We start from the raw sequence: 17,016 nt of genomic DNA on the forward strand, positions 1-17,016 counted from the left end.
AATGAAGACGGGAGAGTAAGGCGTGAAGGTTTATCTGGTCGGTGGTGCAGTACGAGATGCGTTATTAAGGCTACCGGTTAAAGACAAAGATTGGGTCGTGGTTGGCGCCACGCCTCAGCAACTTCTCGACGCGGGCTACCAGCAGGTAGGCCGTGATTTTCCCGTGTTCCTTCATCCGCAAAGCCGCGAAGAGTATGCCCTGGCGCGTACCGAGCGCAAGTCAGGTTCCGGTTACACCGGCTTTACCTGCTATGCCGCAGCCGACGTTACCCTTGAACAAGATCTGCTGCGCCGCGATCTGACGATCAATGCGCTGGCCCAGGACGCCAACGGCCAGATTATCGATCCCTACGGCGGCCAGACTGACTTACGCCAGCGCCTGTTGCGCCACGTCTCGCCCGCTTTTAGCGAGGATCCGCTACGCGTCCTGCGCGTGGCGCGCTTTGCCGCCCGCTACGCGCACCTGGGTTTCCGCATCGCCGATGAAACCATGGCGCTGATGCGCGCGATGGCCGATGCCGGCGAGCTGGCGCACCTCACGCCTGAGCGGGTGTGGAAAGAGACGGAAAGCGCCCTTGCCACCCGCAACCCGCAGGTCTTCTTCCAGACACTACACGACTGCCGGGCGCTCAAGGTGCTGTTCCCGGAAGTCGACGCCCTTTATGGCGTACCGGCTCCGGCGAAATGGCACCCGGAAATCGACACTGGTCTGCACACGCTGATGACCGTCACCATGGCGGCGATGCTCTCTCCGGAAGTGGATGTCCGTTTTGCCACGCTATGCCACGACCTGGGGAAAGGGCTAACGCCGAAAGCGCTCTGGCCCCGCCATCATGGTCACGGCCCGGCGGGGGTTAAGCTGGTCGAGCAGCTCTGCGCCCGTCTGCGAGTACCGAACGACATTCGCGACCTGGCTAAGCTGGTCGCCGAATTTCACGATCTGATTCATACGCTCCCCATCCTGCAGCCGAAAACGCTGGTCAAGCTGTTCGATAATATCGACGCCTGGCGCAAGCCGCATCGTGTCAGGCAAATCGCCTTAACCAGCGAGGCCGACGTGCGCGGGCGCACGGGCTTTGAAGCCTGCGATTATCCGCAGGGACGCCTGCTGCTGGAAGCCTGGGAAGTTGCCCGGTCGGTTTCAACAAAAGAGGTGTTGGCGGAAGGTTTTCAGGGCGTTGAGATTCGTGAAGAGCTAACGCGTCGGCGAATTCAGGCCGTCGCCCGCTGGAAAGAAAAGCGTTGCCCTCAGCCGCGCGACTGAGGGCGGGCGCTTAGAAGAAGACCACGTAGACCGCTGCCGCGACGATAAAGCGGTAAATGGCGAACGGGATAAACGAAATACGTTTAATCAGCTGCAGGAAGGTTTTAATCGCAATCAGCGCAACGATAAACGCCGTGACAAAACCGACGGCAAACATCGGAATATCGCTGGCGTTGAGGAACCCAATGCTCTTGTACATATCCAGTACGGTTGCGCCCATCATCATCGGCACCGCCAGCAGGAACGAGAACTCAGAGGCCGCATAGCGGCTTACACCCATCAGCATCCCGCCGGAAATCGTCGCTCCGGAACGCGAGAAGCCCGGCCATAGCGCCAGACACTGGAAGCAGCCGATGACGAACGCCTGACGATAAGTCATATCATCAATGCCCACCGCCCGCGGCTGTTTTGGCTTCAGCACTTCCGCCGCGATCAGCAGCACGCCGCCCACAATCAGCGCATACATCACGTTAATCGGGTTAAACAGCGACTTGATGGTATCGTGGAAAATTAGCCCCAGCACCACCGCCGGGACCATCCCCAAGAGAATATGAATAAGCGACAGGCGACCGCTGCCCTGGCCTTCATGTTCGGGCTTTTTACCAAAATGAATGCCGATAAGGCCAAACAGACGGCGCCAGAACATCACCACAACGGCCAGAATGGAACCAAGCTGAATCACTACTTCAAAAGTATTTGCGGTATCGCCTTCAAAACCCAGCAGATGACCGACAATAATCATATGACCAGTACTGGAGACAGGTAAAAACTCTGTCAAACCCTCAACCACACCCAATATTGCCGCTATCAGCAGCGAGTGTATATCGCTCATCCAATTAAACCCTTTAAAAAGTAAAATGAAAAAAACCAGGAACGAAGAACCGAGCTATCAGGCGTGCTTATTTGGCCACAGACAGCGCGCAGAAAACTGAGCGTACAGGTTGTACGCAAGGATTTCGAGCGCTGTTCTGGAACAAAACGGCAAATAGCATAGCCTGATAGCCGGATTCTATGACCGGTATAAACACGCTTTGTTTAACGAGTATGACCTGAAAAGTTTTGTTTCAGATTAAGGCCACGTTCAATAATGACGCCAACGTTGGCCGCTCGCGCTACCGCGCCGGGCTTGCTGACTTTAATACGTACCCATGGCGATTGAAACTTTTCCAGCAGCAGGTCGGCGATCTCTTCCGCCACGCGCTCCACCAGCGCAAAGCGCGCTCCCTCAACGTGGTTGATCACCAGCTCGCTGATATCAGCATAGCTGAGGCAATCGCTGACATCATCGCTGGCCGCCGCTTTGCGGTTATCCCACGCCATTTCGATATCGAACACCAGCTTCTGTTCGATGGTTTGTTCCCAGTCGTAAACACCAATTGTGGTGATTACCGAAAGTTGCTCTATAAATACAATATCCATCACGACCCGCCTGCTTTTTGACTAAACCGGATACCACTTCTGACCAATTATGCGTATTATCCACAGATGCAAAGACATCCCCTAAATAATTTGCGTTGCAGTAAGACCGCGACGCGGCAAGGCTCCAGGCGCACGGCGTTGCGATGCGTCCGGGCGGGCCAACGCGCCGACAGCGCTGGGGATAAACCAACTCTTTCTAAATGGAACAGCTGATGAGTGCAATCGCGCCTGGACTGGTTATCCTCGCCTACCTCTGCGGCTCAATCTCCAGCGCCATTCTCGTTTGCCGCCTCGCTGGCCTTCCTGACCCTCGCGACAGCGGCTCCGGCAATCCTGGGGCGACGAACGTCCTGCGAATTGGCGGCAAAGGCGCAGCCGTAGCGGTACTGATTTTTGATGTGCTGAAAGGCATGCTGCCGGTCTGGGGCGCGTGGGCGCTAGGCCTGACCCCGTTCTGGCTCGGTCTGGTGGCGATTGCCGCCTGCGTGGGCCATATCTGGCCGGTATTTTTTAACTTCCGCGGTGGTAAAGGCGTGGCGACCGCCTTCGGCGCCATTGCCCCAATCGGCTGGGATCTTACCGGCGTAATGGCCGGAACCTGGCTGCTGACGATTCTGCTCAGCGGCTACTCCTCTCTTGGGGCCATCGTGAGCGCGCTGATTGCGCCCTTCTATGTCTGGTGGTTCAAACCGCAGTACACTTTCCCCGTTTCGATGCTGTCGTGCCTGATCCTGCTGCGCCATCATGACAACATTCAGCGTTTGTGGCGTCGTCAGGAAACCCGAATCTGGTCTCGTTTCAAAAAGAAGAAAAAAGCGCCGGAGCAGAAATAACCTTTGCTTCGCCGCAAGGCGGCAATGAGCTTACTCCAGTCAGTGATTCGGGCGAGCGACAAATCTGCCGGGAGCAGATTTGAACGTCGCTTGCGACGGCCCGCCAGGGCGAGGCCCATGGATGGGCCGAGTAGCCCGTAGCCAACGCCGCTGCGGCTCGAAGTATGACGGGCATAAGCTTTTCATATGATCGGGATGGTTCCCCCCCGATCAATACTCTTCGCTGCTGTTTTATCTTGATTTTGCAGGGGCGCGACATTGCACGGCACCGTGTTAGCACAGAATAAAAAAGGCTGGCAGGCCACGCTGGACCTCCAGTTTCAATTTCTCGGCGGGAAAACCACGCTCGCCTCCCGTCGCCATGTCGGTCCCCTCACCGTTCAGCGCCCGTTTTATCCCGAAGCAGAGACCTGCCACCTCTATCTGCTTCATCCGCCCGGCGGCATCGTCGGCGGCGATGAGCTCACCATTAGCGCGACCATTGATGCCGATTGCCATACCCTGATCACCATGCCCGGCGCCAGCAAGTTTTATCGCAGCAGCGGCGCGCAGGCGCGGCTTCAGCAAACCCTGACGCTGGCCGAAAACTCGACGCTCGAGTGGCTGCCGCAGGACGCGATCTTCTTTCCCGGCGCCAACGCCGCTTTGTCTACCGCCTTTCATCTCGCCGCCTCCAGCACGCTGCTGGCCTGGGACCTGCTGTGCCTTGGCCGACCGGTTATCGGCGAAGCTTTTAGCCACGGCGCGCTCGCCAATCGGCTGGAAGTGTGGGTCGACGGCTCTCCGCTGCTGATTGAGCGCCTGAGCCTGGCCGATGGACAGCTGGCCTGCGTCGCACAGCAGCCGTGGGTGGGAACGATGCTGTTCTACCCGGCGAACGAAACGCTGCTGGAAGGCGTACGCGAAAAGCTTACGCCGCTGGCAAATTACGCCGGCGCTACGCTCACCGACGGCCTGCTAACGGTACGTTTTTTAAGCGATGATAATCTGCTTTGCCAGCGGGCGATGCGCGATATCTGGCAATTCATGCGCCCGCATCTGACCGGCAAATCTCCGGTACTTCCCCGAATCTGGCTGACTTAAGAGAACGCTATGGAACTGACACCCAGAGAAAAAGACAAGCTGTTGCTGTTTACCGCCGCACTGGTGGCGGAGCGTCGCCTGGCCCGCGGCCTGAAGCTCAACTATCCCGAATCCGTGGCCCTGATTAGCGCCTTTATTATGGAAGGCGCGCGCGATGGCAAAAGCGTCGCCGAGCTGATGGAAGAGGGACGCCACGTCCTGAGCCGTGACCAGGTCATGGAAGGCGTGCCGGAAATGATCCCCGATATCCAGGTCGAAGCCACCTTCCCGGACGGCTCGAAGCTGGTCACCGTTCATAATCCGATAATCTGAGGTAGCGTGATGATCCCTGGAGAATATCAGATAAAGCCCGGACAGATAGCCCTCAACGCTGGCCGCGCAACCTGCAGCATTATTGTTGAAAATCACGGCGACCGGCCGATTCAGGTCGGCTCGCATTACCACTTCGCCGAGGTCAACCCGGCGCTGAAGTTCGATCGCCAGCAGGCGACCGGCTATCGGCTGAATATCGCTGCCGGCACCGCAGTGCGCTTCGAGCCGGGTCAAAAACGCGAGGTGGAGCTGGTGGCGCTGGCCGGAACCCGTGCGGTGTACGGTTTTCGCGGCGAGGTGATGGGCGCGCTGGAGGCAAACGATGAGTGAAATTTCACGTCAGGCCTATGCCGACATGTTCGGCCCTACCACCGGCGATAAAGTTCGCCTGGCGGACACCGAGCTATGGATCGAGGTCGAAGATGATTTGACCACCTACGGCGAAGAGGTCAAATTTGGCGGCGGTAAAGTGATCCGCGACGGAATGGGGCAGGGACAGATGCTTTCCGCCGGGTGCGTGGATCTGGTGCTGACCAACGCCCTGATCGTCGATTACTGGGGGATCGTCAAAGCCGATATTGGCGTCAAAGACGGACGGATCTTCGCGATCGGCAAAGCCGGCAATCCGGATATTCAGCCCAACGTCACGATCCCGATCGGCGCGGCCACGGAAATTATTGCGGCGGAAGGTAAGATCGTCACCGCCGGCGGCGTCGATACGCATATTCACTGGATCTGCCCGCAGCAGGCGGAAGAGGCGCTGGTCTCCGGCGTCACCACCATGATCGGCGGCGGGACCGGCCCGGCGGCGGGCACCAACGCCACGACCTGTACGCCAGGGCCGTGGTATATCTCGCGGATGCTGCAGGCCGCCGACAGCCTGCCGGTCAATATCGGCCTACTGGGTAAAGGCAACGGCTCGAATCCCGACGCGCTGCGTGAGCAGGTCGCGGCCGGGGTTATCGGCCTGAAAATTCACGAAGACTGGGGCGCGACCCCGGCGGCAATCGACTGCGCGCTGACCGTGGCCGACGAAATGGACGTGCAGGTCGCGCTGCACAGCGACACCCTCAATGAGTCCGGATTCGTTGAGGATACCCTGGCGGCCATCGGCGGGCGCACTATCCATACTTTCCATACCGAAGGCGCGGGCGGCGGCCATGCGCCGGATATTATTACCGCCTGCGCGCACCCCAATATTTTACCGTCGTCGACCAACCCGACGCTGCCCTATACCGTCAACACCATTGACGAACATCTGGATATGCTGATGGTTTGCCATCACCTCGATCCGGATATCGCCGAGGACGTGGCGTTTGCCGAATCGCGCATTCGGCGGGAAACCATCGCCGCGGAAGACGTCCTACACGACCTCGGCGCCTTCTCCCTTACCTCGTCAGATTCGCAGGCGATGGGGCGCGTCGGCGAAGTGGTGTTACGTACCTGGCAGGTAGCGCACCGGATGAAAGTTCAGCGCGGCCCGCTGGCGGAAGAGAGCGGCGATAACGACAACTTCCGCGTAAAGCGCTATATCGCCAAATACACGATTAATCCGGCGTTGACCCACGGTATCGCCCACGAAGTCGGCTCGATTGAAGCCGGTAAACTGGCGGATCTGGTGCTGTGGTCCCCGGCGTTCTTCGGCGTGAAACCGGCGACAATCGTTAAAGGCGGCATGATCGCCATGGCGCCGATGGGCGACATCAACGCCTCTATCCCAACGCCGCAGCCGGTGCACTATCGCCCGATGTTCGGCGCGCTGGGCAGCGCCCGTCACCGCTGCCGTTTGACCTTCCTGTCGCAGGCGGCGGCGGAAAACGGCGTCGCTGAACGGCTGAACCTGCACAGCGCGACGGCGGTGGTGAAAGGCTGCCGCGAGGTACAAAAAGCTGATATGCACCACAACGGCCTGCTGCCCAATATTACCGTGAATTCGCAAACCTACGAGGTGCGCATCGACGGCGAACTGATTACCAGCGAACCGGCGGACGTGCTACCGATGGCGCAACGTTATTTCCTGTTTTAAGGAGCGCACATGCTTTATTTAACCCAACGGGTGGAGACCCCGGCGCAGGCCACGGCCAGCGTTACCCTGCCGATTGACGTGCGGGTAAAAAGCCGCATAAAAGTCACGCTTAACGATGGTCGTCAGGCGGGCCTGCTGCTGCCGCGCGGCCTGCTGCTGCGCGGCGGCGATATTCTCAGCAACGAAAACGGCAGCGAGTTCATCGAAGTGATCGCCGCCGATGAAGCCGTTTCGGTCGTACGCTGCGATGACCCCTTTGTGCTGGCGAAGGCCTGCTATCACCTTGGCAATCGCCACGTGCCGCTGCAAATTATGCCCGGCGAGCTGCGCTATCATCACGATCACGTCCTGGACGATATGCTGCGCCAGTTTGGTCTGGCCGTGGATTTCGCGCATCTGCCGTTTGAACCGGAAGCCGGCGCCTACGCCAGCGAATCACACGGCCATCACCATCATCACCATCATGAGCACAGCCACTAAATGCCGACGCCGGAAAAACGTCTGCGCTTAATGCAGCTTGCCAGCAGCAGCCTCCCGGTTGGCGGCTACAGCTGGTCCCAGGGGCTGGAGTGGGCGGTGGAAGCGGGCTGGGTAGCGGATACCGCCGCTTTTGAGCGCTGGCAGCTGCGGCAGATGGAGCAGAGCTTTTTTACCGTCGATCTGCCGCTGTTCGCCCGGCTTTACCGGGCCTGCGAAGCGGGCGATCTGGCCTGCGCCCGGCGCTGGACCGCTTACCTGCTCGCCTGCCGGGAAACCCGCGAGCTGCGCGATGAAGAGCGCAACCGCGGCGCGGCCTTCACCCGGCTGCTGGCCGACTGGCAGCCGGACTGCCCGCCCGAGTGGCGCAAGCTGTGCCAGCAAAGTCAGCTAACCGGCATGGCGTGGCTCGGCGTACGCTGGCAAATCGCCATTCCTGACCTAGCCCTGAGCCTTGGCTATAGCTGGATTGAAAGCGCGGTGATGGCGGGCGTCAAGCTGGTGCCCTTTGGCCAGCAGGCGGCCCAGCAGTTGATTCTACGCCTGTGCGACCGCTACGCGGCGGACATGGACAGCGCCCTCGCCGCCCCGGACGACGCCCTCGGTTCGGCGACGCCGCTGGCGGCTATCGCTTCCGCCCGGCACGAAACCCAGTATTCCCGATTATTCCGTTCTTAGGAGAAGGTATGAACATGATTAAGCAACCGCTGCGCGTCGGCGTCGGCGGCCCGGTCGGCTCCGGAAAAACGGCGCTGCTGGAAGCCCTCTGCAAAGCCATGCGCGACACCTGGCAGCTGGCGGTGGTGACCAACGATATCTACACCAAAGAAGATCAGCGCATTCTCACCGAAGCCGGTGCCCTGGAGCCTGAACGAATTGTCGGTGTCGAAACCGGCGGCTGCCCGCATACCGCCATTCGGGAAGACGCGTCAATGAACCTTGCCGCGGTGGAAGCGCTGAGCGAGAAATTCGGCAATCTCGATCTCATCTTTGTGGAAAGCGGCGGCGATAATCTGAGCGCCACCTTCAGCCCGGAGCTGGCGGATCTCACCATCTACGTCATCGACGTGGCGGAAGGGGAAAAAATCCCGCGCAAAGGCGGACCGGGGATCACCAAATCCGACTTCCTGGTGATCAATAAAACCGATCTTGCACCGTACGTGGGCGCGTCTCTGGAAGTGATGGAGCGCGATACCCTGCGCATGCGCGGCGAACGCCCGTGGAGCTTCACCAACTTGAAAAGCGGCGACGGCCTGCAAAATATCATCGCCTTTATCGAAGACAAAGGCATGCTCGGCAAGTAACCCCTGCACCATCCCGGCGCAGAGGTGTCGGGATGGTGCATGCCCTGCCCTCTCTTTAGCCATCCCCTTCATGAAGCCCTGATAGCGCCTGCCCTGCGATGTGGCATAAGGTTTGCTAATTCCAGTCATGCCTAACCATTAAGGAATGACTATGTCATCACTGGATATAAAAACTGATTTACCTGCGCAAACCAGTGCCTCCGGCTCAAAAGAAACGCTGGAAGATTATACCCTTCGCTATGCTCCGCTGAGCTTTCGCCGCTGGGGACCGGGGGTTGTGGCGGTGACCGCCTTAGGCGGCATCGCCTATCTGGCTGACTTTTCTATCGGCGCCAGCATCGGCATGGCGTGGGGCACCACCAATGCGATTTACGCGATCCTGCTGGCGGCGCTGGTTATTTTTCTTACCGGTATCCCGCTGGCGATTACCGCCGCGCGCTATAACATCGACCTCGACCTGATCACCCGCAGCGCCGGTTTCGGCTACTTTGGCTCGGTGATCACCAGCATTATCTTCGCCGGATTTACCTTTATCTTCTTCGCGCTTGAAGGCTCGATCATGGCGCAGGGGCTGCTGGTGGGCCTGGGGATCCCGCTGTGGATGGGCTACCTCATCGCCACGCTGATGGTATTGCCGCTGGTGGTCTACGGCATGAAGGCGCTGACTCGCCTTCAGGTCTGGACAACGCCGCTGTGGCTGGTCCTGATGGTGGTTCCGGTGGCCTGGCTTATCGCCAAAGACCCGGATCTGGTGGATGGGTTTATGAACTTCGCCGGTAAAAACAACGCCGCAACGGTAGACTTGACCGCCATTATGCTCGGCGCGGGGGTGTGCCTGTCGCTGATCATGCAAATTGGCGAGCAGATCGACTATCTGCGCTTTATGCCGCCGAAGACCGCGGAAAACAGCAAAAGCTGGTGGCTGGCGGTGTTCTCCGCCGGTCCGGGCTGGGTCGTGTTAGGCGCGATTAAACAGATTATCGGCGCTTTCCTCGGCTTCTATCTGCTGACCCGCTTCCCGGCAGTGCATAACACCGAGCCGGTACAGCAGTTCGTCAGCGTCTTCGATAACCTGGTCCCCGGCTGGCTGGCGCTTACCCTCGCGGTGGTACTGGTGGTTATCTCGCAGATTAAAATTAACGTCACCAACGCCTATTCCGGCTCGCTGGCGTGGACCAGCGCCTGGACGCGCACCACCAAGCGCTACCCGGGGCGGATTATTTTCGTCATCGTCAACCTGACCATTGCCCTTGCCCTGATGGAAGGCGACATGTTCAGCGCTCTGGCGTGGATCCTCGGCTTCTATTCCAACTTTGCCATCGCCTGGGTGGTGGTGGTCGCCACCGATATCACCGTCAACAAAGGCCTGCTGAAGCTGGCCCCGGCGCAGCCGGAGTATCGTCGCGGGATGATCTATAACGTCAACCCGGTGGGCGTGGTGGCTTTTGCCCTCGCAGCAGGCCTGTCGATTAGCGCCTTCTTCGGCCTGTTGGGCGAAACGCTGGCACCGTTCTCGCCGCTGATCGCGCTGGCGGTGGCTTTCGTAATGACGCCGGTCATGGGGATCGCCACCCGCGGGCGCTATTACATTAAACAGCGCGATGACGGGATCGCCGAGCCGCGCTACGATACGCAGGGCAACGCGTCGATCACCGTTTACCGCTGCCTGAGCTGCCGGGAGGAGTACGAACGTCCGGACGTAATGCATTCGCACAAGCATCAGGGCGCGATTTGCTCGCTGTGTAAGAGTATGGAATAAGTAGGAAGGCAGGCCGACAGGACGTCGGCCTGTGAAACAGAAGACGTTATGCCGCCGGGAGTTCAGCCAGCGGCCAGCGCGGACGAACGGTCACGCCGAGCTCCGCTTTCGCCCCGGAGCGCAGACGAACCATCCCGGCATAGGCAATCATCGCGCCGTTATCGGTGCAAAATTCAGGACGGGCATAGAAGACTTCCCCGCCGCGCTTTTGCATCATTTCCGCCAGCTTCGCGCGCAGCGTACGGTTAGCGCTGACGCCCCCCGCCATCACCAGCCGTTTAAAGCCGGTTTGCTCCAGTGCGCGGCGGCACTTAATCATCAGCGTATCCACGACCGCGTCTTCAAACGCGCGGGCGATATCGGCGCGGGTCTGGTCGTCATCGCCGTTGTTGCGGATGGTGTTCGCGGCAAAGGTTTTCAGACCAGAGAAGCTGAAATCCAGGCCGGGGCGGTCGGTCATCGGTCGCGGGAAGACAAAGCGCCCTTCGGTGCCCTGAGAAGCCATCTTCGACAGCATCGGGCCGCCGGGATAATCCAGCCCCAGCAGTTTAGCCGTCTTATCGAAGGCTTCGCCCGCCGCGTCGTCAATAGACTCGCCTAACAGCTCGTACTGGCCAATGCCGGTGACGCTGATCAGCTGGGTATGACCGCCGGAAACCAGCAGCGCGACAAAAGGATACTGCGGCGGATTATCTTCCAGCATCGGCGCCAGCAGGTGCCCTTCCATATGGTGTACCGGGATCGCCGGAACGTTCCAGGCGAACGCCAGCGATCGGCCAACCGTGGCGCCGACCAGCAGCGCGCCAACCAGACCCGGGCCCGCCGTATACGCAACGGCATCAATATCCTTTGCCGTCAGCCCGGCTTCCTTGAGCGCCGCCTGAATCAGGGGGACAGTTTTACGCACGTGGTCGCGCGAGGCCAGCTCAGGCACCACGCCGCCGTAGTCAGCGTGCAGTTTCACCTGACTATACAGCTGGTTGGCTAACAGACCTTTTTCGTCGTCATAAATGGCGATGCCGGTTTCATCGCAGGATGTTTCAATTCCCAGTACACGCATGGCTAGTTTTACCTCGTTTCAATACCGCGCAGTGTAGGACCAATGCGGGTTGATGTAAAACTTTCCTCACCCCTGGCGTTCACTTCGTGTATACTCCCTGTCCTTATAAAAGTCCCTTTCAAAAATCGCGTCGGTGCTTTACAAAGCAGCAGCAATTGCAGTAAAATTCCGCACCATTTTGAAATAAGCTGGCGCTGATGCCAGCGGCAAACCGAATTTATCAAAGGTGAGAGTTACATGCCGGTAATTAAAGTACGTGAAAACGAGCCGTTCGACGTAGCGCTGCGTCGCTTCAAACGTTCATGCGAAAAAGCAGGTGTTCTGGCGGAAGTTCGTCGTCGTGAGTTCTATGAAAAACCGACTACCGAACGTAAACGCGCTAAAGCTTCAGCAGTGAAACGTCACGCGAAGAAACTGGCTCGCGAAAACGCACGCCGCACTCGTCTGTACTAATCTGTTGGGAGCATAGCTCTCAATTCAGACCGAGTTGTAGTTGTAAGGCCGTGCTTCCGAAAGGAATGCGCGGCTTATTTTCGTTTATGCATTAGCATATACACGACATCATTCAGGATGCACTCAGGCAGCAAGGGAGTGAGTCCCGGCGCTTACTCAAGTAAGTGGCAGGGGTGAACGAATTTAGCCAACGCAGAGGCAATCTGAAGGCTCAAGTGTATAAAACGGGGCATATGGCTGGACGAATCCCACGAGTATTTATCAATGACCTGCTGGCGCGCACCGACATCGTCGATCTGATCGATGCCCGGGTAAAGCTGAAAAAGCAGGGCAAGAATTATCACGCGTGCTGTCCGTTCCATAACGAAAAAACCCCCTCTTTCACCGTCAATGGTGAAAAACAGTTTTACCACTGCTTTGGCTGCGGTGCGCACGGCAACGCTATCGACTTCCTGATGAACTACGACAAGCTCGAGTTCGTGGAAACCGTCGAAGAGCTGGCCGCCATGCATAATCTTGACGTGCCGTATGAAGCAGGTAGCGGGCCCAGCCAGATTGAGCGCCATCAGCGGCAAAATCTTTATCAGCTGATGGATGGTCTGAACACGTTTTATCAACAGTCTCTGATGCAACCCGCCGCCGACCCCGCGCGCCAGTATCTGGAAAAACGCGGCTTAAGCAGTGAGGTCATTACGCGCTTTGCGATTGGCTACGCCCCTCCCGGCTGGGACAACGTTTTAAAACGTTTTGGCGGTAATCAAGAAAATCGCCAGTCGCTGATTGATGCAGGCATGCTGGTCACGAACGATCAGGGGCGCAGTTACGACCGCTTCCGCGAACGGGTGATGTTCCCCATCCGCGATAAGCGAGGCCGGGTGATTGGTTTTGGTGGTCGCGTGCTGGGTGATGCTCTGCCGAAGTACCTGAACTCCCCGGAGACCGATATTTTCCATAAAGGCCGCCAGCTGTACGGTCTTTATGAAGCGCAGCAGGACAACGCTGAACCGTCCCGCCTGCTGGTGGTCGAAGGCTATATGGACGTGGTGGCGCTGGCGCAATTCGGCATCAACTATGCCGTTGCGTCGTTAGGAACGTCGACGACCGCTGACCATATTCAGCTGTTGTTCCGGGTCACCAATCAGGTGGTTTGCTGCTACGACGGCGACCGGGCTGGCCGCGATGCCGCCTGGCGCGCGCTGGAAACGGCGCTGCCGTATATGACCGACGGGCGTCAGCTACGCTTTATGTTTCTGCCGGATGGCGAAGATCCGGATACGCTGGTGCGCAAAGAGGGGAAAGCCGCATTTGAAGCGCGGATGGAGCAGGCTCAGCCGCTCTCCACGTTTTTGTTCAACAGCCTGCTACCGCAGGTGGATTTGAGCACCCCGGACGGACGCGCGCAGCTGAGTACGTTAGCCTTGCCGCTAATAACTCAGGTACCGGGCGAAACGCTGCGCATTTATCTGCGTCAGGAGTTAGGCAATAAGCTGGGGATTTTAGACGATGCGCAGCTTGAACGTTTAATGCCAAAACAGTCTGAAAATGGCATCCAGCGCCCTGCTCCGCAGCTAAAACGCACGACCATGCGTATACTGATAGGACTACTGGTACAAAACCCGGACCTGGCCCCGCTGGTACCGCCTCTCGAAGGGCTGGACCCGCGTAAAATGCCCGGGCTTGGTTTGTTCAACGAACTGGTTAAAACCTGTTTAGCACAGCCGGGCCTGACTACCGGACTGCTTTTAGAGCAGTATCGCGGCACAAATGAAGCCGCAACCCTTGAAAAACTGTCGATGTGGGACGATATAGCAGATAAGGATATTGCTGAAAAAACCTTCACCGACTCGCTCAACCATATGTTTGATTCACTGCTGGAACTGCGGCAAGAAGAGTTGATAGCTCGCGACCGCACGCACGGTTTAAGCAGTGAAGAACGCCGGGAGCTCTGGACTATCAGCCAGGAACTGGCCAAAAAATAAGCGAAAGATTAAATCATTCAAGTTGTATCAAGGCAGCAAGAGAACGAACTCCTGGAAGGAAACATAAATCCATGACCAGGATGAAGGAACGCAGCTAACGCTAAGACAACTTGAAGGATGACGTATTTAACGGCTTAACTGCCGAATATCGTTCGGGAAGACCCCGACAGCCGCTCGAGGCGCAGCGGCAATAATATAAGTACGCCCTCGCTTTAAATGTTGGCAGTTCGCCTGCTTACACCAATCAAACGAATTAAGTGTGGATACCGTCTTATGGAGCAAAACCCGCAGTCACAGCTGAAGCTTCTTGTCCAACGTGGTAAGGAGCAAGGCTATCTGACCTATGCCGAGGTCAATGACCATCTGCCGGAAGATATCGTCGACTCCGACCAGATCGAAGACATCATCCAAATGATCAACGACATGGGCATTCAGGTGATGGAAGAAGCACCGGATGCCGATGATCTCTTGCTTGCTGAAACGAACAACAATACCGACGAAGATGCGGAAGAAGCTGCCGCGCAGGTTCTCTCCAGCGTTGAGTCTGAAATCGGACGCACAACCGACCCGGTGCGTATGTACATGCGCGAAATGGGTACCGTCGAACTGCTGACGCGCGAAGGCGAAATTGACATCGCTAAACGCATCGAAGACGGGATTAACCAGGTCCAGTGCTCGGTTGCGGAATACCCGGAAGCGATCACCTATCTGCTGGAGCAGTACGATCGCGTTGAAGCGGAAGAAGCGCGCCTGTCCGATCTGATCACCGGCTTTGTCGACCCGAACGCTGAAGAAGATCTGGCGCCAACCGCCACTCACGTCGGTTCTGAACTCTCTCAGGAAGAGATGGATGACGACGAAGACGAAGATGAAGAAGAAGACGACGACAGCAGCGATGACGACAACAGCATCGACCCTGAGCTGGCGCGCGAGAAATTCGCCGAACTGCGTACGCAGTACGAACTGACCCGCGACACCATCAAAGCGAAAGGTCGTAGCCACGCCGCAGCGCAGGAAGAGATCCTCAAGCTGTCTGAAGTGTTCAAACAGTTCCGTCTGGTGCCGAAGCAGTTTGATTACCTGGTTAACAGCATGCGTGTCATGATGGATCGCGTTCGTACTCAAGAACGTATTATCATGAAGCTGTGCGTTGAACAGTGCAAAATGCCGAAGAAAAACTTCATCACTCTGTTCACTGGCAACGAAACCAGCGAAACCTGGTTCAACGCGGCCATCGCCATGAACAAGCCGTGGTCAGAGAAGCTGCTTGACGTAAAAGAAGACGTCCAGCGCGGCCTGATGAAGCTGCAGCAGATTGAGCAAGAGACCGGCCTGACCATTGAGCAGGTAAAAGATATCAACCGTCGCATGTCCATCGGTGAAGCGAAAGCCCGCCGTGCGAAGAAAGAGATGGTTGAAGCGAACCTGCGTCTGGTTATCTCGATCGCCAAGAAATACACCAACCGCGGTCTGCAGTTCCTCGACCTGATCCAGGAAGGCAACATCGGTCTGATGAAAGCGGTTGATAAGTTTGAATACCGCCGCGGCTATAAGTTTTCCACCTACGCAACCTGGTGGATCCGTCAGGCGATCACCCGCTCTATCGCAGACCAGGCGCGCACCATCCGTATTCCGGTGCATATGATTGAGACGATCAACAAGCTCAACCGTATTTCCCGCCAGATGCTGCAGGAGATGGGCCGCGAGCCGACGCCGGAAGAGCTGGCCGAGCGTATGCTGATGCCGGAAGATAAAATTCGTAAGGTGCTGAAAATCGCCAAAGAGCCGATCTCCATGGAAACGCCGATTGGCGACGATGAAGATTCGCATCTGGGAGATTTCATCGAGGATAACACCCTCGAGCTGCCGCTGGACTCTGCCACCACCGAGAGCCTGCGCGCCGCCACCCATGACGTTCTGGCTGGCCTGACCGCCCGAGAAGCGAAAGTCCTGCGTATGCGCTTCGGTATCGACATGAATACCGATCACACGCTGGAAGAAGTGGGTAAACAGTTCGACGTTACCCGCGAACGTATCCGTCAGATCGAAGCGAAGGCGCTGCGTAAACTGCGTCATCCGAGCCGCTCTGAAGTGCTGCGTAGCTTCCTCGACGATTAATTATCGCCGCGTACCGCAAAAAGCCAGTCAAATGACTGGCTTTTTTTATGCCTGAACGGTAATCATTTATTTAAGAAATATTAAAATCAAAATATAAAACCCTTAAAAATATATTCAGGCCATATTCTTAATTACTTCTTTATAGGCAGATAAACAACTGGACTCACCGTTTTACGTTTGTACTATGGGTTTATGGATAGCCCATAGGGCCTAAAACGGAAGATAAATCATAGGGAAATGGAATGAATAGCAAGCGTAAAATTCAGCTGGCTGATTTTAATAGAACGGTTATTTTAACCACATCTAATACCTTATTTCTCAGTCGCGGAATAGAAAATACCACCATGGATGTGATCGCCCATGAAACGGGTTTTAGCAAAACAACGCTTTATACCTATTTTGAAAATAAAAAAGATATTCTGGATCATCTTATCCTTCAGGGAATGGAGCATTTCCATCAGGAGGTGCTAAAAATAGCCAATCGGCAAAATTCATTTCGCGACTTTTATCGCGAGCTATGCCATGCGCTGATCGCTCTCCACGAAGCGAGCATTGCCTATTTTCCCGCTATTACAGGCAAAATCGCGAGTTCTGAAAAAATCACTAAAAACAATAAAGCGTTGAAAAGTATCTCTATGATTGGTGAGCAGATAAACCATATTATCGCCGCGCAAATTACCGACGCCGCCGAAAAAAAAGAGATCGCGCTGAATGCTCCCGCCGCGGACGTCACGATGCTGTTCTGGCTCTGCCTGACCGGACTCGTAGAAAAATCCTCACATAGAGAATCCTATCTTTTACGTCACCTTGAAAAAGACCGTAAATCCTTTCTCGACTTCGCTTTTAACTCAGTACTATTAATGATAGAAAAAGGGAATATTAGCGATAACGCAAAAGCTGGCTAAAGCCTCAGGCTTTAGCCAGCGCAG

At 56.8% G+C, this 17,016-nt stretch carries 17 protein-coding genes and 1 pseudogene; 14 read left to right on the plus strand and 4 right to left on the minus strand.

The annotated features are described in order from the left end of the window. Nucleotides 1-22 precede the first annotated feature (22 nt). Nucleotides 23-1,264: a multifunctional CCA addition/repair protein gene (locus tag BWI76_RS24475; protein ID WP_004135720.1), complete on the plus strand. Its 1,242-nt coding sequence runs from the start codon at nt 23-25 to the stop codon at nt 1,262-1,264. 10 nt (nt 1,265-1,274) lie between these two features. Here the strand turns inward: BWI76_RS24475 and bacA are convergent, their stop codons facing one another. Continuing rightward, nucleotides 1,275-2,096 carry an undecaprenyl-diphosphate phosphatase gene (gene bacA / locus BWI76_RS24480; protein ID WP_004135718.1) on the minus strand — a complete coding sequence of 274 codons (822 nt, stop codon included), beginning with the start codon at nt 2,094-2,096 and terminating at the stop codon, nt 1,275-1,277. 203 nt (nt 2,097-2,299) lie between these two features. Then, complete coding sequence (gene folB / locus BWI76_RS24485) at nt 2,300-2,683, minus strand: bifunctional dihydroneopterin aldolase/7,8-dihydroneopterin epimerase (RefSeq protein ID WP_004135716.1); 384 nt, start codon at nt 2,681-2,683, stop codon at nt 2,300-2,302. 212 nt (nt 2,684-2,895) lie between these two features. Here folB and plsY point away from each other — a divergent pair, with 212 nt between their 5' ends. Further along, nucleotides 2,896-3,516, plus strand: coding sequence for a glycerol-3-phosphate 1-O-acyltransferase PlsY (gene plsY / locus BWI76_RS24490; RefSeq protein ID WP_004125351.1), 621 nt, complete (start codon nt 2,896-2,898; stop codon nt 3,514-3,516). Between the two features lie 185 nt (nt 3,517-3,701). Here plsY and BWI76_RS28610 read toward each other — a convergent pair. Then, nucleotides 3,702-3,785: pseudogene (locus BWI76_RS28610) on the minus strand (short-chain dehydrogenase); the annotation flags it as partial. Here BWI76_RS28610 and BWI76_RS24495 point away from each other — a divergent pair. The 8 genes from BWI76_RS24495 to BWI76_RS24530 all read left to right on the plus strand — a co-directional run bounded on the left by BWI76_RS24495 (nt 3,775) and on the right by BWI76_RS24530 (nt 10,477). Further along, complete coding sequence (locus BWI76_RS24495; RefSeq protein ID WP_004135715.1) at nt 3,775-4,599, plus strand: urease accessory protein UreD; 825 nt, start codon at nt 3,775-3,777, stop codon at nt 4,597-4,599. The pseudogene BWI76_RS28610 and the gene BWI76_RS24495 sit on opposite strands and share 11 nt — an antisense overlap. 9 nt (nt 4,600-4,608) lie before the next feature. Then, the gene (locus BWI76_RS24500; protein WP_004125356.1) at nt 4,609-4,911 is read left to right on the plus strand and encodes an urease subunit gamma; all 303 of its coding nucleotides are present in this window, start codon (nt 4,609-4,611) and stop codon (nt 4,909-4,911) included. Between the two features lie 9 nt (nt 4,912-4,920). Next, the gene (locus tag BWI76_RS24505) at nt 4,921-5,241 is read left to right on the plus strand and encodes an urease subunit beta (RefSeq protein WP_004135711.1); all 321 of its coding nucleotides are present in this window, start codon (nt 4,921-4,923) and stop codon (nt 5,239-5,241) included. Beyond that, entirely contained in the window at nt 5,234-6,937 is a 1,704-nt protein-coding gene (gene ureC, locus BWI76_RS24510; protein ID WP_049100246.1) for an urease subunit alpha, read from the plus strand. The genes BWI76_RS24505 and ureC overlap by 8 nt, the downstream gene beginning before the upstream one ends. 9 nt (nt 6,938-6,946) lie before the next feature. Then, nucleotides 6,947-7,417: an urease accessory protein UreE gene (gene ureE, locus BWI76_RS24515; RefSeq protein WP_004125362.1), complete on the plus strand. Its 471-nt coding sequence runs from the start codon at nt 6,947-6,949 to the stop codon at nt 7,415-7,417. After that, nucleotides 7,418-8,092, plus strand: coding sequence for an urease accessory protein UreF (locus tag BWI76_RS24520; protein ID WP_024358692.1), 675 nt, complete (start codon nt 7,418-7,420; stop codon nt 8,090-8,092). Between the two features lie 8 nt (nt 8,093-8,100). Next, on the plus strand, nt 8,101-8,718 hold the full coding sequence (gene ureG / locus BWI76_RS24525) for an urease accessory protein UreG (protein ID WP_004105899.1): 618 nt from the start codon (nt 8,101-8,103) through the stop codon (nt 8,716-8,718). A gap of 151 nt (nt 8,719-8,869) precedes the next feature. Further along, nucleotides 8,870-10,477, plus strand: a complete 1,608-nt coding sequence (locus tag BWI76_RS24530) for a purine-cytosine permease family protein (protein ID WP_004872391.1) — start codon at nt 8,870-8,872, stop codon at nt 10,475-10,477. A 46-nt stretch (nt 10,478-10,523) separates the two neighbouring features. On the opposite strand, the gene tsaD is transcribed toward BWI76_RS24530, so the two are convergent. Then, entirely contained in the window at nt 10,524-11,537 is a 1,014-nt protein-coding gene (gene tsaD / locus BWI76_RS24535) for a tRNA (adenosine(37)-N6)-threonylcarbamoyltransferase complex transferase subunit TsaD (protein WP_004872392.1), read from the minus strand. A gap of 237 nt (nt 11,538-11,774) precedes the next feature. Between tsaD and rpsU the strand changes: the two genes are divergently transcribed. The 4 genes from rpsU (at nt 11,775) to BWI76_RS24560 (ending at nt 16,992) form a co-directional block, all read left to right on the plus strand. After that, nucleotides 11,775-11,990, plus strand: coding sequence for a 30S ribosomal protein S21 (rpsU, locus tag BWI76_RS24545; protein ID WP_001144069.1), 216 nt, complete (start codon nt 11,775-11,777; stop codon nt 11,988-11,990). Between the two features lie 233 nt (nt 11,991-12,223). Beyond that, a complete protein-coding gene (gene dnaG, locus BWI76_RS24550; RefSeq protein WP_004872393.1) occupies nt 12,224-13,969 on the plus strand; it encodes a DNA primase in 1,746 nt (581 codons plus the stop codon). 273 nt (nt 13,970-14,242) lie between these two features. Next, nucleotides 14,243-16,087, plus strand: a complete 1,845-nt coding sequence (gene rpoD / locus BWI76_RS24555) for an RNA polymerase sigma factor RpoD (RefSeq protein WP_004125383.1) — start codon at nt 14,243-14,245, stop codon at nt 16,085-16,087. Between the two features lie 242 nt (nt 16,088-16,329). Next, nucleotides 16,330-16,992, plus strand: coding sequence for a TetR/AcrR family transcriptional regulator (locus BWI76_RS24560; RefSeq protein WP_024358694.1), 663 nt, complete (start codon nt 16,330-16,332; stop codon nt 16,990-16,992). Nucleotides 16,993-17,016: the final 24 nt, after the last annotated feature.

The organism is Klebsiella sp. M5al, from assembly GCF_002090195.1.
GTDB classification, from domain to species: Bacteria; Pseudomonadota; Gammaproteobacteria; order Enterobacterales; family Enterobacteriaceae; genus Klebsiella; species Klebsiella grimontii.